At 49.5% G+C, this 21,262-nt stretch carries 20 protein-coding genes; 14 read left to right on the forward strand and 6 right to left on the reverse strand.

Annotated elements, in window-relative coordinates; genetic code table 11:
• Positions 1-69 precede the first annotated feature (69 nt).
• The 6 genes from FHT67_RS19410 to FHT67_RS19435 all read left to right on the forward strand — a co-directional run bounded on the left by FHT67_RS19410 (position 70) and on the right by FHT67_RS19435 (position 5,077).
• Complete coding sequence (locus tag FHT67_RS19410; RefSeq protein WP_347880108.1) at positions 70-693, forward strand: AAA family ATPase; 624 nt, start codon at positions 70-72, stop codon at positions 691-693.
• A gap of 386 nt (positions 694-1,079) precedes the next feature.
• Positions 1,080-1,478, forward strand: a complete 399-nt coding sequence (locus FHT67_RS19415) for a DoxX family protein (protein ID WP_132311587.1) — start codon at positions 1,080-1,082, stop codon at positions 1,476-1,478.
• A gap of 320 nt (positions 1,479-1,798) precedes the next feature.
• Entirely contained in the window at positions 1,799-2,680 is an 882-nt protein-coding gene (locus FHT67_RS19420; protein WP_167200837.1) for a putative RNA methyltransferase, read from the forward strand.
• Between the two features lie 134 nt (positions 2,681-2,814).
• Positions 2,815-3,318 (forward strand): DUF4830 domain-containing protein, encoded by a 504-nt coding sequence (locus FHT67_RS19425; protein ID WP_243711782.1) that lies wholly within the window; start codon positions 2,815-2,817, stop codon positions 3,316-3,318.
• Positions 3,319-3,619: 301 nt separating this feature from the next.
• The gene (locus FHT67_RS19430; RefSeq protein ID WP_167200839.1) at positions 3,620-4,576 is read left to right on the forward strand and encodes a sigma-70 family RNA polymerase sigma factor; all 957 of its coding nucleotides are present in this window, start codon (positions 3,620-3,622) and stop codon (positions 4,574-4,576) included.
• A gap of 75 nt (positions 4,577-4,651) precedes the next feature.
• The gene (locus tag FHT67_RS19435; RefSeq protein WP_208403394.1) at positions 4,652-5,077 is read left to right on the forward strand and encodes an SRPBCC family protein; all 426 of its coding nucleotides are present in this window, start codon (positions 4,652-4,654) and stop codon (positions 5,075-5,077) included.
• 66 nt (positions 5,078-5,143) lie between these two features.
• Here the strand turns inward: FHT67_RS19435 and FHT67_RS19440 are convergent, their stop codons facing one another.
• Positions 5,144-5,560 carry a VOC family protein gene (locus FHT67_RS19440; protein WP_167200841.1) on the reverse strand — a complete coding sequence of 139 codons (417 nt, stop codon included), beginning with the start codon at positions 5,558-5,560 and terminating at the stop codon, positions 5,144-5,146.
• Positions 5,561-5,941: 381 nt separating this feature from the next.
• Here FHT67_RS19440 and FHT67_RS19445 point away from each other — a divergent pair, with 381 nt between their 5' ends.
• On the forward strand, positions 5,942-6,781 hold the full coding sequence (locus tag FHT67_RS19445; RefSeq protein ID WP_167200843.1) for a DUF2935 domain-containing protein: 840 nt from the start codon (positions 5,942-5,944) through the stop codon (positions 6,779-6,781).
• A 14-nt stretch (positions 6,782-6,795) separates the two neighbouring features.
• Here FHT67_RS19445 and FHT67_RS19450 read toward each other — a convergent pair whose 3' ends face one another.
• The 3 genes from FHT67_RS19450 to FHT67_RS19460 are packed head-to-tail and all read right to left on the reverse strand — an operon-like array spanning position 6,796 to position 10,477.
• Positions 6,796-7,899, reverse strand: a complete 1,104-nt coding sequence (locus tag FHT67_RS19450) for a Ger(x)C family spore germination protein (RefSeq protein WP_167200845.1) — start codon at positions 7,897-7,899, stop codon at positions 6,796-6,798.
• Entirely contained in the window at positions 7,896-9,005 is a 1,110-nt protein-coding gene (locus tag FHT67_RS19455; RefSeq protein ID WP_167200847.1) for a GerAB/ArcD/ProY family transporter, read from the reverse strand. The genes FHT67_RS19450 and FHT67_RS19455 overlap by 4 nt, the downstream gene beginning before the upstream one ends.
• Entirely contained in the window at positions 9,002-10,477 is a 1,476-nt protein-coding gene (locus FHT67_RS19460; RefSeq protein ID WP_167200849.1) for a spore germination protein, read from the reverse strand. The genes FHT67_RS19455 and FHT67_RS19460 overlap by 4 nt, the downstream gene beginning before the upstream one ends.
• 260 nt (positions 10,478-10,737) lie before the next feature.
• Between FHT67_RS19460 and FHT67_RS19465 the strand changes: the two genes are divergently transcribed.
• Positions 10,738-11,589: a hypothetical protein gene (locus FHT67_RS19465; RefSeq protein ID WP_208403395.1), complete on the forward strand. Its 852-nt coding sequence runs from the start codon at positions 10,738-10,740 to the stop codon at positions 11,587-11,589.
• Between the two features lie 64 nt (positions 11,590-11,653).
• Here the strand turns inward: FHT67_RS19465 and FHT67_RS19470 are convergent, their stop codons facing one another.
• Together FHT67_RS19470 and FHT67_RS19475 are read right to left on the reverse strand one after the other, a co-directional pair.
• On the reverse strand, positions 11,654-13,246 hold the full coding sequence (locus FHT67_RS19470; protein ID WP_167200853.1) for a response regulator transcription factor: 1,593 nt from the start codon (positions 13,244-13,246) through the stop codon (positions 11,654-11,656).
• A gap of 3 nt (positions 13,247-13,249) precedes the next feature.
• Positions 13,250-14,995 (reverse strand): sensor histidine kinase, encoded by a 1,746-nt coding sequence (locus FHT67_RS19475; RefSeq protein ID WP_167200855.1) that lies wholly within the window; start codon positions 14,993-14,995, stop codon positions 13,250-13,252.
• A 295-nt stretch (positions 14,996-15,290) separates the two neighbouring features.
• Here FHT67_RS19475 and FHT67_RS19480 point away from each other — a divergent pair, with 295 nt between their 5' ends.
• From FHT67_RS19480 to FHT67_RS19505, 6 genes are all read left to right on the forward strand, one after another.
• Complete coding sequence (locus FHT67_RS19480; RefSeq protein ID WP_132311607.1) at positions 15,291-16,220, forward strand: ABC transporter permease; 930 nt, start codon at positions 15,291-15,293, stop codon at positions 16,218-16,220.
• Positions 16,221-16,282: 62 nt separating this feature from the next.
• On the forward strand, positions 16,283-17,194 hold the full coding sequence (locus FHT67_RS19485) for a carbohydrate ABC transporter permease (RefSeq protein ID WP_132311609.1): 912 nt from the start codon (positions 16,283-16,285) through the stop codon (positions 17,192-17,194).
• A gap of 48 nt (positions 17,195-17,242) precedes the next feature.
• Entirely contained in the window at positions 17,243-18,883 is a 1,641-nt protein-coding gene (locus tag FHT67_RS19490; RefSeq protein ID WP_167200857.1) for an extracellular solute-binding protein, read from the forward strand.
• Between the two features lie 71 nt (positions 18,884-18,954).
• Positions 18,955-19,689, forward strand: coding sequence for a ThuA domain-containing protein (locus tag FHT67_RS19495; RefSeq protein WP_167200859.1), 735 nt, complete (start codon positions 18,955-18,957; stop codon positions 19,687-19,689).
• Positions 19,690-19,710: 21 nt separating this feature from the next.
• On the forward strand, positions 19,711-20,760 hold the full coding sequence (locus FHT67_RS19500) for a Gfo/Idh/MocA family protein (protein ID WP_167200861.1): 1,050 nt from the start codon (positions 19,711-19,713) through the stop codon (positions 20,758-20,760).
• A 135-nt stretch (positions 20,761-20,895) separates the two neighbouring features.
• Complete coding sequence (locus tag FHT67_RS19505) at positions 20,896-21,222, forward strand: hypothetical protein (RefSeq protein WP_167200863.1); 327 nt, start codon at positions 20,896-20,898, stop codon at positions 21,220-21,222.
• Positions 21,223-21,262 lie beyond the last annotated feature (40 nt).

Raw genomic sequence — 21,262 nt, forward strand, 5'->3', positions numbered from 1 at the left:
ATATTGCGCATGGGTTTATAGTCATAAGGAAGAACGCCACGATATCCCATAATAATATTTGCGAACTTCGTGAATATATTGTTAGATAAAACTGATGAAGTGAGACATCCTATTACCGAAAGGAATGATAACGTGATCATTATGATAAACGGGGCTTTTGGTTCAGGTAAGACTTCCACAGCCCAAATGCTGCAGCCATTAGTTGCGAATAGCATGATATTTGATCCTGAAGAAATTGGACTTATGATTAGAAAGCTCGTACCCGAGGAAGTAAGGCGCATTCATGAACAAACGGAAGATTTCCAGGACATTGAACTTTGGAAAATCTTGACCGTAAAGGTGGCGGGAGAGGTGAAAAAGAAGTATCAAAAACACTTGATTGTGCCCATGACGATCTATAAAGAGGAAAATTTCAATTACATTTACAATGGATTTAAAGAATGGGATGAAGAACTCTATCATTTTTGTTTAATAGCCTCGGAGGACACCATATATAACCGATTAGTCAAGCGCGGTGACACCGTGGGGGGATGGTCATTCCAACGGACAGCTGCATGTATCGAAGCATTTAGGAAGGATATATTTCAAGAGCATTTAATTACGGATCACTTAAAGACAACGGAAATTGTAGACATTATTTTAAAGAGAATAAACAACTCGACGGCGAGTTTGACTTCACCTAACAATGAATAGGGCTTTTAACATCCGCAACGATCGAGGTTGTGCAACCAGGCTCAGCAAGGGAAAAACTTTTCATTTGCCTGTTGACAACAATAAGAAAATCGTTTATCTTTAATTCAAGATATTTAAATTAAAGATAAACGCACATCATACAAATGCTATCGAAAATGAAATTGAGCATTGTGTGGAGGGACAGAAATTTTTTTACATCTTATATCTTAATTTTAAGATAATTAACCGAGGAGTGATTCTTATGTAGATGTGCCGCAGTTAAGGCAAGAAAACGTCGATTTTTTTACCGGCGCGCTTGCGAAGAGAGAGGCATGACGTGACCATTAGATAAATTCGCTAAGTAACTGTAAGATCAACGCCATAACAATATTGGGGAGATGAAGGAAATGATGGATTTGGGACTTCTTGTTATTCGGGTAGTGGTAGGATTGTTGTTTGTAGGTCATGGAGCACAGAAACTGTTCGGCTTGTTCGGGGGATACGGCCCTAAAGGGACAGGAGGCTGGATGGAATCGGTTGGCATTCGTCCGGGTGTTGCTATGGCTGTCTTTGCCGGAGTATTGGAACTGCTGGGCGGGGCTTTGTTCACTGCGGGCCTGTTCACGGCAGCAGCAGGAGTGATGATTGTAATCACCATGGCAGGCGCAATAGTTAAAGTGCATGGGCCTAACGGCCTGTGGGCAACGGCAAACGGATATGAATATCCGCTGGTACTCGTGGCTTTAGCTATCGGCGTTGCACTAACCGGAGCAGGAGCTTATTCGCTGGATGCGCTGTTCTTCTAATCTGAAACGCGGGGATGAGATTTTCATCAATGATATAGCGGTCTATACAAAACGGCAGTCCATGGGCTGCCGTTTTGTATGAAACCCTATCAGGCAGCCGATAGCGGGTTCTTCAGTAAACCCCAGCCAAATGTTATAATTAGAGCGGTTTTAAATACCTCAACATTTTAGGAGAGTTACATTATGATCATCCAATTCATTCGTTTAAGGTAGTGTAAGGTACAGATCACTTAACCCGTCTATTTTTTTAACAAATAGGTTGGGTTTATTTGACTGTGCCTTTTTCATTCACCGATTACGAATGAATGGGGTGCTTTTTTATGTCCAAACCTAGTAAAAAGATGATGTGTGCAGCTGTTATTGCACGATTCCAAGAGATATTTAGATGCCCGGTATGTAACGGTCACATGCAAATGATCAATTTACAAAGTTTAATTTGCAGCAACCGGCATTGTTTTGATATAGCGAAGCAGGGATATGTGAACCTATTGTCGCTAGCCAAAAAAACCAAATATGATAAAAGAATGTTCGAACATCGAAGAATGATCAACAGAAACGGATTTTTTGATCCCTTGAATGCTGCGGTAAGCAATAAAATAATTAATCAACTCGGGAACAATGAACCGACAAGCATACTAGATGCAGGGTGTGGGGAAGGCTCTCATTTAACTGAAATTCAAGAAAAATTATTTCGAAAAACAACCAATTCTCTCTTGGCGGTCGGAATCGATATTTCCAAGGAGGGGATCAGCAGCGCTGCGGCTGAATATTCCAATGCTATTTGGTGTGTTGCAGACATTGCGAACTGTCCATTTGCCAATCATCGATTCGATTTCATTCTTAACATTCTATCCCCGGCTAATTATTCAGAATTTAAAAGACTGATTGCGGATGAGGGTATGGTTATAAAGGTCATTCCTGAACGGGATTATCTTAAAGAATTAAGAGACATTTTTTACGAAGGATCTGAAAAACAGGTTTATTCAAACGAAATGACGCTGGATCACTTTATTGAACATTTTGAGCTAACAGACGTTGAAAATGTTCGATATCAGGTGAACTTGGGAGAGTCGTCCATTAAACCATTACTTGGAATGACGCCTATGTCCTGGGGGACAACAACGGAACGTTTGCGAAAAATCCAAGAGATGAAATTACAACAGGTCACTATGGACTTCAAGATTTTGATTGGTAAGAAATAACCTTAGTGTAATAGGTCAACGGCGGCAGCTGACACATGATGATCGGCTGCCGTTTTTATTAAGGTAAAGGGCAGGATAACGCAACAATCGAATTGTTTAGGGAGTTTTATATAGTAAAGGGGGCGATGAATTTCTTGAGGAGTATTACCAATTGGGGGATTATTTTGGGGTTATTATTTTTAATCCTTGCTGGATGCGGTAAAGAGATTTCAGGCGATGAAAAAAATGCTGAGCAATACGTCGAGCAACAAGGGTATAAAGTTATTACACGAAAAGGCGAAGTTCAAAAATACGTTTTAGACAAAAGCAAATTTTTCGAAGGAAGTGTGGAATCAACGTACAATCAACAGATATGGGGCGTTCAAAAAGAAGAACCCGACAAGTATTTCGGGAAAGAAATAACCGAATACGGATTCACAGTGAAAAATCATCCCCTAGAGAAAAAATACAATACCGAAACCAACGTCTCTGTCATGGTTTGCGATGGCAAAGTAATAGGCGGCACTTCATTCCCTGTTCAAGGAAAAGTGCTTTTAATGGGAGCGCCTTTCTCACTTGACGGTAAAACGTTAGAGGAAGTAACTGGACTGACTTATAAAGAGTGGTCCGAAAAATGGGGAAAGAAATACGGAAGATGACAGACTAACCGGAAATACTAGTTCAATTAATTAGCCAACTGCCTTTGGAAGCACGTTGGCCTAATTCTGAAATTAATGGCAGTTATGCAGAATATCTCATGTAAGGATGAGGGGGAGCGATATGGAATACGGAGGGTTTTGTCCAGCGGTACAAAAGGTTATAGCTCATGGCTTATGCTGGGAATATTTCTTCGCTGGGCGTGGTGGTCCCACAGATACATTTCATTCGGATTGAGGCTGTCCGCTTCATTGCATATAATGAAGGTACCACCCTTCGGGGAAATCGTTAAGGGAGGCTGCCATGAACGAGACCGCATTTGACGAACCATTATTTGCAAGCTTGAAGCCGGGCTTAACCTCGTTCTGTTACCGAATGCTAGGCTCCATGGACGATGCGGATGATGCCGTACAGGAGACGAGTATTCGGGTCTGGCAGAGCTGGAGCACGTTCCGGCAGGATTCCTCATTCAAAACGTGGGTCTATCGGATTGCCTCCAACCTGTGCTTGGACAAGCTGAGACAATCCAAACGCCGCGCACTTCCCGTTGACCTATTCGATCCGGCCGTCGACATCGTCGAGCCGCGCGACACGCTGCCGGACTCTGCATGGATCTGGCCGTCTCCCGACTTTGGGGGCAATCCGGAGGATCGGCTCGTCCGCAGAGATACCCTTCAACTGTGCTTCATCGCTCTCCTGCAGACCTTGCCTCCGCGGCAGCGCGCGGTACTTCTTTTGAAGGATGTATTTGAATGGTCTTCCAAGCAGATTGCGGAAACGTTGGCGATGTCGCCGGCAGCGGTGAACAGCGCCTTGCAAAGAGCCCGAGAGACGATGGACCGGGCGCAGCTTCGCTCGGATGAGCTCAGCAGCATGGAGGTTCAACCGGAGCAGCAGCTGCTGTCCCGGTATGTGGAGGCCTTCGAGCAATTCGATATTGATGCGCTCGTCGCGTTGTTCCACGAGGAAGGCTGCATGTCGATGCCGCCCTTCCAAATGTGGGTCCGCGGCAAGGAAGATTTGGCCGCGTTCTATTCGCTTACTCGCTGGCATTGCGAAGGATCGCGATTTGTGCCCATTACGGTGAATGGCGGTTATCCGGCGTTGGCCCAGTATATGCCGGGCAAAGAGGGCTCTGGCCTGGTACCCTGGGGCATCCACGTCATCGAAACCAAAGAAAATCAAATCCTGCACGTTCAAAACTTCATTCATACGCCATTATTTTCGCGATTCGGGCTGCCTGAGCGAATTGACCAATGAATTTCGTCATTGGCTTACGTCTATATCATTGAGAGTAACCAAATGACGAATGTCATGAGAGAGGTGTCTATTAAATTGGAAACAAGTCAACCGACGAAAGTAACCGTGCAAGCTATCATTCAAGCCCCTGTCGAGAAGGTATGGCGTTATTGGACCGAGCCGGATCACATCACGAAGTGGAATCAAGCGTCCGAGGACTGGCATGCGCCGAGAGCCGAAAACGATCTGCGGGTCGGGGGCAAGTTTCTGACACGGATGGAAGCGAAGGATGGCAGCATGGGCTTTGATTTTGGCGGCGTCTACGATGTCGTGAATCGGCATGAGGCGATCGGCTACGCCATGGAAGACGGAAGAAGAGTGGATACTGCTTTCGTCGATCAAGGGAATGAAACGAAGGTCATTGAAACCTTCGACGCGGAAAGCTCCAATCCCGTCGAGTTCCAGCAAGCAGGCTGGCAAGCGATCATGGACAATTTCAAAGCCTATACCGAAAAAAACTAATCATCGCGAAGAAGACGCCGGGGAGATGCCCGGCGTCTTTCTTTTTGAATCCTATCTCCGTTAGCCTTATCCTTGTGCCGCATCCATGTTCATGCAGTTAATGGCCCACAGATGGCCGTCCAAATCCACGAAGCCCCAATGATACATGGACCCATGATATTCGGGTTCAGCGTGCAATTTCCCGCCTAAGGAGACCGCGGTATTTACGATTTCATCAACCTTTTCCCGGCTCTCGAAGGCCAATGCGATCGTCATCTGCGCATACTTGCTCGTATCGACGGATTCCTTCTCCGTGAGCGTATTAAAGAATGCTTGATTGATCAGCATGACCTGCAGGTTGTCGCCGATCACGATAGCTACCGAATTCTCGTTATCGGGGAATTGCGGGTTGAGCTCGAATCCGAGTCCGGTGAAGAACGCTTTCGATTGTCCTACGTTTTTTACAGGCAGGTTGAAGCTCGTGAATGCGGACGTTAATGCCATTTTCAAAACACCTCTTCGCAAATTAGTTTGTGTTCATTTATGCCTTCGTTTATATAGACGACAGCCGATCCGTGAATTCATCGGTCTCATGGAATTTCGCTCGATGAGGATGAAAGAGTTTAAACCAATCCACTTTCACGGCAGTCGCAAGACATGGCGCACAGTCCGTTTTTAGAATTTAATAATATCGAGCGAATGAGCATGTTCGTTAACTCGGAACACGCACTGGGCCACAACATAGGCGAAGTTAAGCTATCGGGGAACATTAGGATACGGATATGACACGGAAAGGCGTGATATCGGGATCATTCATTAAGCCTCCTCCTAATAACATAAGATAAATGGATTGTAAAATCGGCAGCTTATCAGGAGGAATGAACGATGAATCAAGCATGCGAGCCTATCAGCCCTTGGGAGGAACACCGTTTTTGGCTGGAAATTCTGGACGATCACTCGATTTTTGTCCGTGACTTTCTGTCTCCTACGGAATCTCAATGGGTTGCATTGGCCCAACAGTACAGCGAACGATTCCGTTATTTGCTCGGGCTGCTGGCGCAATTGCCAAGTCGCAGCCTCCCGATCGATGACCCCGCGATGATCGAGTTCGCCCGTGTTGTCTATCCCGTAGCGGAAGGATACTATCGGCTGGAAGGTACGCTGCAAAACTTGCGGTTAACAAATCGAGTTAATTTAAATGCCACGCCTACTTATTTCAACGGAACACTGAATGAGAATCAGGAGTATCTGCGATTCTTGTCTTATGCACAGAAAGGACAGCCGTTTGAGGAGTTGTCGCTAGTCGCACTGCTTCATCTATGGATCGAGGATCAATTGGGTCACGCTATTCTGCTAAACAATGTTTTGGATCCCGTGGAAATCCCGCTTGCAACGAAAGCGCTGGGATTAGCGCAAGCCTTCCGCAATCATATGGCTAAAAACCAATCGATCGCGGGCTACTTGCGTTTCTCTCCTCCCGGCTTGCCCTTTCAACAACGGTTTGCCCGGGAAGTATCGCAAACCGTTGCCGAGTTCTACTCGTTTGTCGTGCAGATTATCGGGCAATTCGCCAATACGGAGCTCTTAAGCCGGACAACGCTGCGTTTTCTGGAACACCATTTGCCTGAGACCTGTTATTTTCTGCGCAAATTGAGCTGTTTTAATCCCGAAATCGTCATGATCCCATACTGTTCGTTAACGAAGCCGACCTTATATAAGACATAAGCGATTCCCGGAACTCATTTTACCGCGCCTGTGCTTATCAGCTTGACATGGGTTGTAATCCTGACGTCCGCTTGGGCAAACGCATCTCCCCAGTTGTCTTCGACCTTCTTCCATTCGGACAATTGGTAAGCCTTTGCATAATAGCCGAATCCAATCGGATCAACGCGGTAACGCTGAATTTTGTTGATAAGCTTGCCACACTCCAGTTGCAGCTGCCTTGAGACTTCCTGTTCCAGAACGGGAACAGGAATATTTTCTTTCCAGTTCGTCGCTTGTTCCGCTAATTCTGCCTCCGCGTGGATAGAAACGCTAAATTGGAACCGGTCTTCGCCATAGGCGGAATGAGTGTTGAGCTTGGCGTCTTTGATATTAACGGTAACAGTGCCCTTAGAAGGTAAAATGAACGTGAATTGGATCTGCCGTCCGATATCTTGCTGCAGCAATAGCAGCAAGGAGCTTTCCTTGTTATTAAGAGAACCGGCGTATTTTCCGTCATCGGTTAACAGTGCCGTTCCGACTACTTTTATTTCCCGCGGCATTGCCTTGATTTCCGTCACGTAAGGCGTAACTCGGGGATTGAGAAGCTGATCTTCCAATTGATAAGCATGAGTGAGAACGCATATCCGGTCTTCGTAGGAAGTCTCGATCTCTTCCAACAGCACGACTTCCAATCTCCCCTTATCGTCCATTTCCGATTCCATAATTTCAGCCACCGTACCATTGACCATAGCAATGTCAGCGTTGATCTCACTGCTTGGGTCCCGGAAAAGGACATCCATGTATGGATAGATCGACTTCTCGGTAAGCAGCTTTTTGCCGACCAGAACGGTTGCGAGCTTCCGTCCCGTTAACGCACCAATGCTCATGGAATCGAGCTGCTGACGGGATTGTCTGGTTGATAAGGCTGTTGCTTTCGTTATATTGTACTTTTTGGTTGCCTCCCGGCTAAATATAGGTGAGGAGGAAAAGGACTGCAACCGCCCCTCCTCATTGAGGTCTATTCCGTAAACCCCCATAATTTGCAGTTTCTCCAGAGCGGCAGGCTTACTGCATGCGGCCGTTGCCATCAGCATGATCAACGCGCACGGCAGTAGGTACCGTTTAAGTATTCTTTTCATGAATGCCGCTCCTTTCTTATGAACCGATAGCCAATCCCCCATAGCCACAGCAAGACTGGGAACAAGAAAGCGAGCAGGTACCCGGCTTTGCCGTATTGTCTTCCCATCCATTCAAGCTGCCAAACGGAAGGCTGGAACAACATCGAGAGCACAACGCAGCCAGCCAGAAACGCAATGGTGTAGTAGCGATGGTTGCTTGTGCGCAGCAACTTGTTCGCCCCCATGGCAGACATATACAGATAAGGGATAATCGTCGCGAACAGGATAATCAGATACAAGGCTACGAAAATGATCTCGAATCGCTCGACGAAAGGCAAGCGAATCAGCTTTAACAAGACGAGTGAAGGCCATACATATTCCTTGAGCGTTTCTTCGCTAAATTGAAGAAAGCTGACAACCGTAGCAATTGAATAGGTGATCAGCGCAAGCGTGTTCGCGAAAACCACACCCCGAATGGCGTGTTTCTTTTCCGTAAGGTACGGATACAGAACGAAGGCAAGCTCAAATCCCAGGAACGACAGCAGTGTGGATTTAACTGCCTGGATAATGTGCACCCATCCATTGTGTCCTATCGGAAGAAAGTTCAGCCAGTGGGCATCTTTAAGTCCCCAGAATAACGCTAGAGGCATCCAGAACGAACTCATGTAGACAAACTCGCCGAACCTTCCGACCAGCTTAAGTCCTTGAAAGGTATAAAGACAGATCGGGAGCACGAAAAGAAACATGAGAGTTTGATTGGAAATGCCCGGCAACACCCATACTTGGGTCAGGTGTACCGACCATAAGAGCATAACGAGCGCGCCTCCTGCTGTGTAACCGATCCAGAGGAGAGAGAGTCCCCTGCCGATCCAAGATCCGAACAAGCGCGGGAGTAGCTCATATAGCGTATCTTTTGGGTATTTCGACATAGCGGCAATGATCAGGATGCTGGCCGTCACAGCTATCGCATAGCCAATCAGCAAGGATATCCATCCGTCGGTACCGGTTGTTTCCACGAGATCTCGAGGCAGCGTAAGGATTCCGATACCGATTTGAGTCTTATAGATGGTGAAAACAAACTGAGTAAAGCTGATCTCATGATCCTTCTGGCTAAGCGGCCTCCTCAAGCTCCATTCCCTCCCCGTCCGCCGCTCCGGTTTCTTCCTTGCCGGCGAAGCTGTGACGCGTTGGTGGAGCGCGGACGCAGCTTAAGCATAAAGAGGGGGAGGCGAACAAATATATCCTTCCAATCACGTATATCAATCGGAGCAACGGGAATGCCGTAGGGAATGTTGAGCGTTCGCATAGACATGATGACCCCGACCAAAAGGAGCATGCCGATCACAATGCCAATCAACCCGAATAAGGAGGCCGCAATCATAAACGGAAAGCGGATAAGCCTCAAAGAAGACGCCATGTCATAGTCGGGAATGATAAAGGAGGAGATCGCCGTCAGGGCAACGATGATAACCATGATGTTGCTGACGATGCCCGCTTGCACGGCCGCTTGACCGATTACGATCCCGCCAACGACGCCAATCGTCTGGCCGACCGGGCCAGGCAGCCGCAGACCGGCCTCTCGCAGCATTTCGATCGATATCTCCATCAAAAAGGCTTCGATGATGGGGGGGAACGGAACGCGCGCGCGCGACTCCCCGATCGAAAGCAGCAATTTGAAGGGCAGAACCTCGAAATGAAACGCAATGAGCGAGATATAGAATGCCGGAAGGAATATCGTTATCAGCAAAGCGACAAAACGGAGCGCCCGGAGAAACGAAGCCACCAACCAACGGTGGCTGTAATCGTCTACCGCTTGGAAAAATGACACGAAAGTGACCGGTCCGACAAGAACCGACGGCGAATGATCGATAACGAGCGCGATGCGTCCTTGCAGGAGATGCGCTACCGCAGCATCCGGCCGCTCCGTCGTTTGGAATTGAGGCAATAAATTAAAAGGATGATCGTCAAGGTATTCGGTCAGTTCGCCAGTGCTCAGAACCGCATCGACGTCGATGCTTTGGAGTCGCCTCTCCATCTCGCTAACCAAATCCGGCTGAACGATATCAGACAAGTAGAGAAGCGTAATGGTCGAGCGGACTCGCTTGCCGATAATAAATGGGTTGAGCTTGAGCTCATGGCTTGGCAAATAACGCCGAATAAGAGCAATATTTTGCTCTCCCGTTTCTACGAATCCCTGATGAGCCCCTTTGATCGTCGACTCGGTCTGCGGTTCGCTAATCGCGCGCTGCGGCCAGCCTTGCGTGTACATGATCAGGGCTTCCGCAATACCGTCAACGATTAGCGCGCTTTTCCCGGTATACAGCGACATTTCGATTTGTGGCCAATCCGAGACCGTATGCACTCTGCCTACCGTAATTGGAGCATTCGAAAGTTCATTTATGGTTTCGGTTTCAGTAATAAGGGGCCGCAATACATCATGGGTTATAGATAGCTTGTCGACAAGTCCTTCGAAATAGAGCAGTAAAGCCCGTTGTCCCGATTTTAATTGAAAGGGCCGGATAACCAGATCCGGACTTTGACGGAATAAGTGCTGCGCGGTTTCCAAATTGTCGGCAAGCGATGTTGAAAGATCGTTCATTTTTCATTTCCTCCGCAAGGTCCAACAAGCTGGATTTATTTACTAAGACGTAGGTTGCGCATTTGGTAAAATTTTATTCACATTACTGGCATAACCAACGAGTTACTAAGGAGCTATCCCAATGACATTCGATAACATACGGAAGCAGTCTCTGGAGTTGGATCGATCCGCTGTGAATATGTCCCATGGAAGTTGAAACAATAAGGGGAACTCGGCAATGCAAGGGAGGGGGGGGCTTGGGCTCTAATTCGTATTGGTACTTGGGACTGAGCTTCATTAGTATTGTGTTGCAGGTCATTGTGTTTCATAGAAAACGAAGCGTCCACACCTATATGCAATTCTTAATTGGAGTTGAACTCTTATATATTTTCGAAGCAGTCATTTATATCTTCAACGGAAGCTACGAATATCATCCGAAGCTGCTTAGTAATCGTTATTACGACAGCCATCTCGGGGCCATAACCTCGAACTTAATCTCGATACCGTCTCTCGCTCTGATCCTTTCGGTATATCAACTAGGCTGGTTTTGGATAGTTGGGTTTATCGCCCTGCTAGCAGGGATCGAGTGGCTTTTTGTTGAGTTGCGTATCTATACGCTGTATTGGTGGAGGATCGGATATACTTCGTTGGGTCTCCTGCTTTACTTCCCGTTGATAAAAATAATATATCCCTGGATGCTTAAGGCGAAGAAAGGGGGCTCGCGCGCGTTATTGCTCTTTTTATGCTTAGGTCCTATTTCCGGAACCATCCAGTTCTTGCCCTTCATATTATTCTTCAGCAGGGTTTACCGGCCTGGATGGTTTAGCGACCCGGCATATGACACAAGCGCTTTCGGTATCGTTTACTATCTATCCATTGTACTCATTACGACCTTGCTGCTTATGGTAAATTGGAAATACCGATGGATAAAATATGCTTGTTTGGAGACCATCCTTATCCTTGTAACCGTGCTCCTGAAACAAAGAGGAATCTTGATCAGTCAGATATGGTGGGACGTTTACCTGTATCTGTTGTTCCCCTTGTTGATCCTGATGATCGGAGAGGTATTTGGCAAGCATTTGGCAAGGGGAGAATCCCGCGGATTCTGGCCCCGCAGTTCTGAACGTACATAATAAAAAGCAGTAGTCCCCAAAAAACAGCAAGCGGTTAAGTAAAGGGAGCATTCCTTGACCATTCCTAACCGTCCTGCTTATATTCATTCGGCGTTACGCCAACCTCCTGCTTAAAGACCTTCGCGAAGTAGGAGTAGTTGGCATAGCCGACCTTCTTCGCCACGGCGAATACCGACAGATTGGTCGTTCGGAGCAGCTGCTTGGCGGCATTAATTCTCGCTCCGATTACATAGTTTCCAAGGGAAACGCCAGTCTCCTTCTTGAATAGTCTGGCCAGGTAATCGGGATGGAGGTAGACGATTTCCGCCAGGCTGATGCGGGTCAAATCCTCCCCGTAATGGGCATGGATATACTGCTTGATTTCTTCGGCAACGGATTTCGGCTGCTCGGCGAAATGGCGGTATTCCATGGCCGTGTGAACCAAGTACTTCAAGTAAGCCTCCAGATCCTCGATCGAATGAAGGGAATGGGCGAGCAGCCGTTCATTGGTTTTACCCGCGTAGAGTTGATGCGCCTGAATGCCCTTCGACTTCAGGAAAGCGTAAACGAGCTGCATCATATCCAGCCGGAACAAGCTGAGGACGGAGGTGGAGAAATGGTTCCGGTGCACCGATTCGTTTAAATACCGGGTGGTCTCCTGAAGGAATTCATCCGGCAGGTTCCGCTCCAGCAGCTTCTCCAGTCCGGTCAGGTCCGGTGGCTGATACGATTCGTCGGTTTGCCGGAGACCATGCTCCACGAAAAAAATACGGTTGCGCCGCATGGCGATCGCCTGATTGCGCTCCAGCAGCTCGCCGATGACCGGGCTGATGCCCTCGAGCCGACCGGACATGGCGACGATGCAGCAGGCATCGCATTTCAGCGAGCGGTTCGCCTGCCGGATAAAGGCGGCGCATAGCCCGTCAAGCGTCTCGGAGTCGGGGGCTACCTTCCATTTGAGTACGGCAATCCAGTTATGCGCGTTGTATTCCAGCACCGTTTCCACCGTAAATTGCGGATGCTGGAACAGCTCGTATAGGACGTTAAGCAGCGCGAAGTCGAACAGATTTTTTTCCTCAACGCCCATGCTGCCGTCATAAGGAAAGAGATTAAGCAGCACGGGCTGAATGAGATCATTGCGGTCATACGGGAGATGCTGTTCCTCAACGGCGAGCAGGATATCCGCGGCCTTCAGAGGGCAGGAGACGCTGCCGCTGATCAGCTTGCGCCAGAAGTGCTCCAGCATTTTCGCTTGATTGCGCTGCCAGTAGTAACCCTCCTTAATCGCTTTCTCCTGCTGCTGCTGTTCTTTCGCCCGCTCAACGGCTTTGCGGATAATAAGCATCAGCTTATCGAATTGAATCGGCTTCAGGAAATATTCGAAGCTACGCAGCTCGATCGCTTTTTGCGCGTAATTGAAGTCCGCGTAGTTGGTCAAGAAGATCGCCTGCACGTTGTAGTTCTCCTCGCGAATCCACGCCAAGAGCTCCAGACCGCTTCCCTGCGGCATTTCGATATCGGATATAAGAATTTGCACGTTATGCTTCATCAGAATATCCCGCGCCTGGGCGACATTGTGGGCCGTATAGACGCCCTCGATGCCAAGCGAAGCCCAGTCGATCTTCTTCTCCAGCGCGGTTACGACAAAGTAATCGTCATCAACAAGCAATACATTCATGGGCTACACTCCCGTCTCGTTCGAATTGGCCGGAAGCTCCGGAAGATAGAGGGTCACGGAGGCGCCGCCGCTAGGCGGATTCCCGAAGCGGATTTGCGCAAGCTCGCCGTACAGGTGCTTCAATCGCTGAACGGTATTCATAATACCGATTTGCGTGCCAAGCGTCTGATCAAGCGGCTCTCCTTGCTGGAGCTTTTCCAAGACTTCCGGCGGAAAACCCGGCCCCGTATCCGCAATCCGGATGACGGTCATTCCTTGCTCCTCCACCATCTGCCGATCAACGGTCAGCGTAATGAGCACCTCACGATCCCGCGACACCGCGTATTTGATCGCGTTCTCGACAAAGGTCTGCAGCACGAGAGGAGGGATCGGGACATCCCGCGTCGACTCGCCTTGCTCAATCCGGTACAGGAACGAGCTGCGGTAGCGGTTCCTCTGAATTTCGAGATAAACCCGGACATGCTCGATTTCGTCCTCCAGGCGGACAAAGTCCTGACCGTTCTGGAAAATATACCGGAAGTACACCGAGGTGGATAAGGCCATCTGCTGGATTTCTTCGGTCATGTCCATCTGCGCCATGCTGTGAATGGTCGTCAGGCAGTTCAGGAAAAAATGCGGCTTGATCTGCAGCTTCATATAATCCAGCTGAATGCGCTGCTTCTCCAGCTCACGTTCGTAAATGTCGATCTTGTAGGTTTTAATCTGGTTAACGAGCTGGGCGAATTGCCTGTTGGCCTTCTCCAGCTCCACGATCTTGCTGCCCGTACTGTCGAGCGGCTCCCCGTCCTCCGTCCAGAAGGCGAGATTGTAGGAGAAGCTCTTGATCGGCTGGAGCACCTTGTTCTTAAAGTACAGCATGATGAAGCTCAGGCTGCAGGCAACAATTACCGCGAGCAGCACGATCAGCAGCTGAACGATCATGATTTTCTCGAACGCGCCGAATTGAATGACAAGCTTCACGAAGAAGGCTGCGTTATCGAACTCGCCGTTGACCGTTGTTCTGGTCTGGAGAGTGTTCATGATGGAGGAGCGGTCCTGCTCCTGTTCAATGTTCAACAGCTTGCCTTTATTCGAGATGGGGCTGGTTACAAGACTGCCGTCCTCGGCCCGCAGGGAGGCGTAGCCGTTCTCGCCCAGGTTAATCTGGCGGAGCGGCAGGATCAGATCGTCTGCGTTGATCAGGCAGATCATGTAGCTGTCGTGATAAGGCACGATATTAACGATATAAAATTTACCGGCCAGCTGAATGGTTGACCAGCGGGAATAAAACTTTTCATAGATGACCTTGTCTTTGATGAAGACATTAATCTGCTGCTGCAGTTGCTGATATTCCTTGTAGGTCACCCTCATAGGCGCAATATTGAGCATCACGTTCTTCTTCTTGAAGAAGATAAAGAAGTTGTAGCTCTTGTCATAGCTGGTCTGAAGCTCGACGAATCGCTTGTACAACGCGTCGTTGGCCTTGATGAATTCCGTCTCGTTCGTGTCGTGGGTTTCCATCATTTTGACGTTCTCGTCGTTGGCAAGCGTCCAGCCCATGAAGTGATTCATGTAGGAAAAGTCGCTGTTAATCCGGTTGATGTACAAATAAGCGGTATCCCTCAAATCCCGCGCGGACTGCTGTTTAACGATCGTGATCGACGCAAAGCTGATGATAAAGTCCAGAATCAGCGCGGTAAACGAAATGACGAGAATGATTTTGACGTAATGCTGAATCGGATACAGCTTGTTCTCCGACGGTTTGGCCATATGCCCCGCAACTCCCCGCTATCCACCTCTATTGAAAGGAAATCCGTGTGTCAGATAATTATAGCCTTGGCTTTCGAAAATGCAACCGGTTGCAACCCCTTAATCGGGCGAAGGTCCGAATAATGACAGCAAAAAGTCTGGATTGTAGGGCAGCCTGAGCCGTGAATCTCCGTTAAGGCCGAAATCGGGTTTGCTTGCATCCGAATGTCCGGAATTTGCATCCATGAGGTCCAAATCTCGCCGCCGCAAGCACGTATACTGAAGGCAATCACACAGCAAAGGGAGGTACGCATTCATGATAAACAGTTCATCGAGCGGTAATCTGCATCGTTACGTAACGAGAATCAGCAGAAACTGGGGCTTATACCTGCTCTTGCTGCCGGCTGTCGTGCTGCTGCTCTGTTTCACGTATAAACCGATGTACGGGGTCATTATTGCCTTTAAAGATTTCAAACCGGCGCTTGGCATTATGGACAGTCCCTGGGTAGGGTTCAAATATTTCGAGAAGTTTTTTCATTCCTACCAATTCTCGGTCACCATTAAGAACACGGTATTCATCAGCTTGTACAGCTTTGCAACCTTTCCGCTTCCGATTATATTCGCCATTCTCGTGAATCAGCTGAGGCAGAACCGGTTCAAGCGGGTATTTCAGACGATTACGTACATGCCGCATTTTATTTCCACCATCGTTATCGTTGGTCTCATGATGATCCTGCTGTCGCCGGGGAGCGGACTGATCGGCAACATCTACCGGCTATTCGGCGCCGAAGCTCCGAACCTGATGGGCTCGGCCAGCATGTTCAGCAGCCTGTATGTATGGTCGGACGTCTGGCAGCATACGGGATGGGACAGCATTATTTATCTCGCGGCTTTGTCCTCCGTAAGCCCAAGCTTATATGAAGCGGCAACGGTGGACGGGGCCAGCCGATGGCAGAAAATCCGCTACATCGACATTCCGATGCTTATCCCGACCGCGGTAACCTTATTGATCCTGCGAATTGGCGGACTCTTGGGCGTTGGCTTCGAGAAGGCCTATCTGCTGCAAAACAACCTGAATATTGCGGGCAGCGAAGTGATCTCGACCTACGTGTACAAGATCGGGCTGCTCAGCTCGCAGTACAGCTTCTCGGCCGCCATTAATCTATTTAATACGGTTATTAATTTCACGCTGTTAATTCTGGTCAACTGGATATCGAAAAAATACTCCGAGAACAGTCTCTGGTAAGTCAATGCTTACGAAGTATGAATGGCTTCGCCATTCCTTTTAGAGAGGAGGATGAAACAGCTATGGAGGCTGCAACGAATTTAGCCATGCAACCGAAAAGAACCGGCAACAGCGATAAACGGCTGGAGGTCCTGCTCTATATTTGGGCCGCATTAGTCCTTATCATAGTGTTATATCCGCTTTATTTTATAATCATCGCCTCCTTCAGCGATCCTTCGGCTGTGGGAAACGGAAAGGTATGGTTATTTCCGAAAGGGTTTACAGTCGATGGTTATAAGGAATTACTGAATCATTCGAATATATGGATCGGCTACCGGAACACGATTGTCTATACGGTTGTGGGTACCTTGATTGGCCTTATCGTCAACGTTTCGGCGGGCTACGCCTTATCGAGAAAGGATCTGGTCGGACGCAAGTTCCTGTCTCTCTTCTTTATCTTTACGATGTTCTTCAACGGCGGGCTAGTGCCAACGTTTCTGACGATCCGCGATTTTCATCTGTACGACACGTTCCTGGTCATGGTGCTGCCGTTCTCGGTTGCCGTCTTTGATATTATCGTCGCGCGTACGTTTTTCCGGACGGGCATTCCGACGGAGCTATGGGAAGCCGCGCAAATCGACGGCTGCGGAAACCTGCGCTTTTATGCCCGGATGGTGCTGCCGCTCTCCAAACCCATTATTGCCGTGCTGGCTTTATGGTTTGCCGTTGGTCAATGGAATTCGTATTTCAACGCGCTAATCTATTTGCAGGATAAGAATCTATATCCGCTGCAGCTGATCTTAAGAGATATTCTGGTCACCAATCAGATGCAGACCGCGCTAGGCACGGGGGAAGCTGCCCAAATCGCGCTGCGTCTTGCCAACCTGCTGCGCTATTCCGTCATTATCGTCGCTACGGTTCCGATCATGTGCATCTACCCGTTTGTGCAAAAGCATTTCAACAAGGGGGTGATGATCGGCGCCGTGAAGGAGTAAGCAAGCAGTGGGGGAATTGCCATTATCCTTTTAGAGGGGGATTTATACATGACAACCGTTTCAAAGAGCTATACGAGAAAAATACTGTCCGGCCTTGCTTTGATTTCCGTGTTGGGCACAACGGTGCTTGCGGGCTGCAGCAGCGACAAGAATACCGATAATGCCGCTGCGTCCAATAACGCCGGCAACGGCAAGGCAGACAGCAACTTCCATGCCGAAGGGCTTCCGATTGTCGATAAGCCGGTCACGCTGGACGTTCTTACGATCCGTTGGGGCAATATGGGGGACACCTTCAAGAAGAACACCTGGCTTCAGGAGCTGGAGAAAAACTCGAATGTCAAAATCAATTGGCAGGTTATTTCCTCCAGCGACTGGGATGCCCAAAAATCGGTTATGCTGGCAAGCGGCAAAATGCCGGATGTGATTATCGGCGACCTGGCGTTCGGGGATTCCGATATCGTGAATAACCTGAGCATTTTCCGTCCGCTTGACGACTACATCGACAAATACATGCCGAATCTGAAAGCGGCCATGGCCGAAATGCCGGAGCTCAAGAAGCTGAGCACGTTCCCGGACGGCAAAATCTACTCGCTGCCCGCAAGGCTGCCATCGCGGCCGTATTCTTCCGTGCAGCCGGTGATCAACAAAGAGTGGCTGGACAAATTAGGATTGAAGGCGCCTGAAACGCTTGATGAACTTTATACGGTACTGAAGGCGTTCAAAGAGAAGGATCCAAACGGCAACGGCAAGGCTGACGAGATTCCGTACAGCGATCAGAAGGATCTGGACATGAACCTGTTCGCGCCGTTCGGCATTACGGATATCCGAGGCAACCATATGGTGCTGAAGGACGGCAAGCCGGAATATTTCCCGACGTCGGAGGCTTATAAGGCCGCCATTACCTGGGCGAATAAGTTGTACTCCGAAGGCTTGATCGATAAAGAAACGTTTACGCAGGACGACACGATGCTGACGGCCAAACGGCAAAACCCGGACAACGCATTGATCGGGTTCTCGTACCAATGGACGCCCGACGCGGTCTTTGGCCAATGGAGCAAGCAGTATGAGACGATCGCGCCGATTTCCGGACCGGACGGGAAGAAATATCAGATTGGCGATCCGAACGGAATGAGCATCCGCCGCAACGAGGTGCTCATTACAACCTCGAACGAGCATCCGGAGGTTGCGGCGCGTTGGGCTGATCAATTCTACACCGGCGAAGCAAGCATCCAGAACTTCTGGGGCGCGATTGGCACCTCCATCGAGAAAAATGCCGACGGTACCTATACGCTGATGGATCCGCCGGACGGCACAAGCGCGGATGCGTGGTACTGGGACAGCTCCCTGCGGGATTTTGGACCGAAATACGTAAGCCCTGAGTTTGAGAAAAACATCAAGCTCGATCCTGCAAGCGGCGACGGCCTGAAGCTGCAGCTCGACAGCTTGGGCAAGGAATACGTCACGCAGCCATTCCCGGACGTGATGTACACCGAAGAAGAATACGCGGAGCTGCCGACGCTTATTACGGATATCGAGAGCTACATCAAGAGCACCCGCGCCAAATGGGTAACCAAAGGCGGCATCGAGCAGGAGTGGGATGCTTACGTCAAGAAGCTGAACGACATGGGCCTCGAGAAGCTGATCAAGATTTACAATGACGCGTTCAACCGCTATATGGACATTAAATAAGGTTTTGCTGCTGCCCTGCGTACGGACTGCAGGGCAGCTTTTTTTATAGATCATGCTGGGAGGAACAAGAGATGACTGACAAACTGCGAGTAACCGTATGGAACGAGAACCGTCATGAACGTACGAACCCCAAGGCAAAGGAGATTTACCCGGACGGCATTCATCAGGCCATCGCGCGCTTTTTGACCGAAGCGGGGATGGAAGCGGGAACGGCGACCTTGGAGGAACCGGAACATGGACTTACCGATGAAGTGCTGGCTAATACCGACGTAATGATCTGGTGGGGTCATCTCGCGCACGACGAAGTGCAGGATGAAATCGTCGGCAAGTTGCATCAGCGCGTGCTGGACGGCATGGGGCTTATCGTGCTTCACTCCGGCCATTATTCTAAAATTTTCAAAGCTCTGATGGGAACAAGCTGCAGCCTGAAATGGCGCGAAGCCGACGAGAAGGAGCGTCTCTGGGTCGTTGCGCCGGGACATCCGATTGCCGAAGGGATTGGCGAATACATCGAGCTGCCGCAAGAGGAAATGTACGGCGAGCATTTCGATATTCCGGCACCGGATGAGCTTATCTTCGCAAGCTGGTTCGAGGGCGGCGAAATCTTCCGCAGCGGCTGCGCCTATACGCGCGGAAGCGGCAAGGTGTTTTATTTCAGACCCGGTCATGAAACGTATCCGACTTATCATAACCCCGCGATTCAACGCGTCATCGTGAATGCGGTGAAATGGGCGCAGCCGGTTCGGCGGGAGCTGCCAGTACGCGGTAATGTGCAGCCGCTTGAGCCCATTGGCGCGAAGGCATAACAAGAAGAGGGGGAAACGGTGATGAAGAGGTATCGAATCGGATTGATTGGTCTTGGCGGCATGTCGCATTCGCATATCCGCTGGATGGCCGAGGAAGGCCGCTTTGCCATTATCGCGGTGAGCGATGTGAATGAAGCTGCTTTGACGGAGAAAGGCGATTTGCTCGGGATAGCGCCCGACAAACGATACGGGGATTTCGTGCAGCTGATTAACGACCCGGATGTGGATGCGGTCGTATCGGTGACGCCAAATAACGTGCATGCGGATATCGTCCGCGCCTGCCTGCAGGCGGGCAAGCCTTACCTCGCGGAGAAGCCGTTCACCCGCGTATTCGAAGAGGCAGCGGGGCTGCTCGAGCTGTACGAGCAACAGCCGGTTAACGGGATGGTGGGATTCAGCTACCGTTATACGCCCGCTTTCCGCTATGCGCGGGAGCTTGTGCGGGAAGGGAAGCTGGGCAAGGTGCGGAGCTTTGCGATCCAATACCTGCAGGACTGGGGAGCGGTACCGAATCAGACGCCCTATATATGGCGTTTCAACAAAGACATTACCGGCACGGGAACGCTTGGCGATCTAGGCTCGCATATGATCGATATGGCGCGTTTTCTCTTCGGGGAATTCAAGGAGCTGTCCGCGCAGATGCGCACGTTAGTTCCGGAGCGTCCTGATCTGGCTACCGGCCGGATGGTAAAGATCGAGGTCGACGACTTCGTAAGCTTCCAAGGCCGGATGGCCGGCGATGAAGTCGGAATCTTCCAGTCGTCGCGTAACGCGATCGGCTCGGGCAACCAGCATGAAATATCGATCTACGGCGATGCCGGCACGCTTCACGCGTCGACGCTGAACCCGGACCAGATCGTCTGGATCCGCGAGGAGGCGCCGGGTCAGCTGGCAAGAGCGGTAATTAACGTGCCGGAGAGATGCCGGGTAACCCAGTACGGAGACTTTCTGTCGCTCTTGGACGGCACGGCTTCGGAGAGCCTTCCCGGCTTTATGGACGGCTACCGCAATCAGGAAATCATCGACGCGGTAATCCGCGCGAGCGAAGAGAAGCGTACGATTGCGATTTAAGCGCAAAGGTATCTGCGTTCAATGGACGCAGGTACCTTTTTTATTTTTCTGACAACCGAGTTCAGTCCCAAAATATGGTATTATGTAAGCGGAAGTTTATCGATTATTTTTAGAGAGGACTGATCTCGTTAAGCCATGAAAACGCGGAAAGTATGGGCTTCTGCGGTTATTCTGTTTCTTCTTGCAGTCTCGTTCTATTTTCTAAATACCAGAGTGTGGGTGGACAAATACGAAATTAATGGCGACGCCATCTTATTCGAAAACAATAAATATGTTTACGCTGAATCCGACGCCGATCACCTTGGAAAGACAATTGGCATTGCCTATTCGGAAGGAAAGAAAAGGGGAATCACCGATTACATTTGGCCGGAATGGGTGTACGGTTACAAAGGCGATAAAGCCCATAGGCGTATTTTCGTAAGAGGGCTCATGGATATGGGGGATACTTATATTAGGCAGTAACAAGACATTAAAAGCCCGTCTCGGCCTTGCGGTTAGACGG

It is taken from the genome of Paenibacillus sp. BK720 (genome assembly GCF_011761545.1).
GTDB lineage: Bacteria > Bacillota > Bacilli > Paenibacillales > Paenibacillaceae > Pristimantibacillus.

What these genes read in the sequence shown, in the direction of transcription:
- FHT67_RS19415 (WP_132311587.1), top strand. Translation starts at nt 1,080, where the DNA reads ATGATGGATTTGGGACTTCTTGTTATTCGGGTAGTGGTAGGATTGTTG.
- FHT67_RS19420 (WP_167200837.1), top strand. Translation starts at nt 1,799, where the DNA reads ATGTCCAAACCTAGTAAAAAGATGATGTGTGCAGCTGTTATTGCACGA.
- FHT67_RS19430 (WP_167200839.1), top strand. Translation starts at nt 3,620, where the DNA reads ATGAACGAGACCGCATTTGACGAACCATTATTTGCAAGCTTGAAGCCG.
- FHT67_RS19440 (WP_167200841.1), bottom strand. Translation starts at nt 5,560, where the DNA reads ATGGCATTAACGTCCGCATTCACGAGCTTCAACCTGCCTGTAAAAAAC.
- FHT67_RS19445 (WP_167200843.1), top strand. Translation starts at nt 5,942, where the DNA reads ATGAATCAAGCATGCGAGCCTATCAGCCCTTGGGAGGAACACCGTTTT.
- FHT67_RS19450 (WP_167200845.1), bottom strand. Translation starts at nt 7,899, where the DNA reads ATGAAAAGAATACTTAAACGGTACCTACTGCCGTGCGCGTTGATCATG.
- FHT67_RS19460 (WP_167200849.1), bottom strand. Translation starts at nt 10,477, where the DNA reads ATGAACGATCTTTCAACATCGCTTGCCGACAATTTGGAAACCGCGCAG.
- FHT67_RS19470 (WP_167200853.1), bottom strand. Translation starts at nt 13,246, where the DNA reads ATGAATGTATTGCTTGTTGATGACGATTACTTTGTCGTAACCGCGCTG.
- FHT67_RS19475 (WP_167200855.1), bottom strand. Translation starts at nt 14,995, where the DNA reads ATGGCCAAACCGTCGGAGAACAAGCTGTATCCGATTCAGCATTACGTC.
- FHT67_RS19480 (WP_132311607.1), top strand. Translation starts at nt 15,291, where the DNA reads ATGATAAACAGTTCATCGAGCGGTAATCTGCATCGTTACGTAACGAGA.
- FHT67_RS19485 (WP_132311609.1), top strand. Translation starts at nt 16,283, where the DNA reads ATGGAGGCTGCAACGAATTTAGCCATGCAACCGAAAAGAACCGGCAAC.
- FHT67_RS19490 (WP_167200857.1), top strand. Translation starts at nt 17,243, where the DNA reads ATGACAACCGTTTCAAAGAGCTATACGAGAAAAATACTGTCCGGCCTT.
- FHT67_RS19495 (WP_167200859.1), top strand. Translation starts at nt 18,955, where the DNA reads ATGACTGACAAACTGCGAGTAACCGTATGGAACGAGAACCGTCATGAA.
- FHT67_RS19500 (WP_167200861.1), top strand. Translation starts at nt 19,711, where the DNA reads ATGAAGAGGTATCGAATCGGATTGATTGGTCTTGGCGGCATGTCGCAT.
- FHT67_RS19505 (WP_167200863.1), top strand. Translation starts at nt 20,896, where the DNA reads ATGAAAACGCGGAAAGTATGGGCTTCTGCGGTTATTCTGTTTCTTCTT.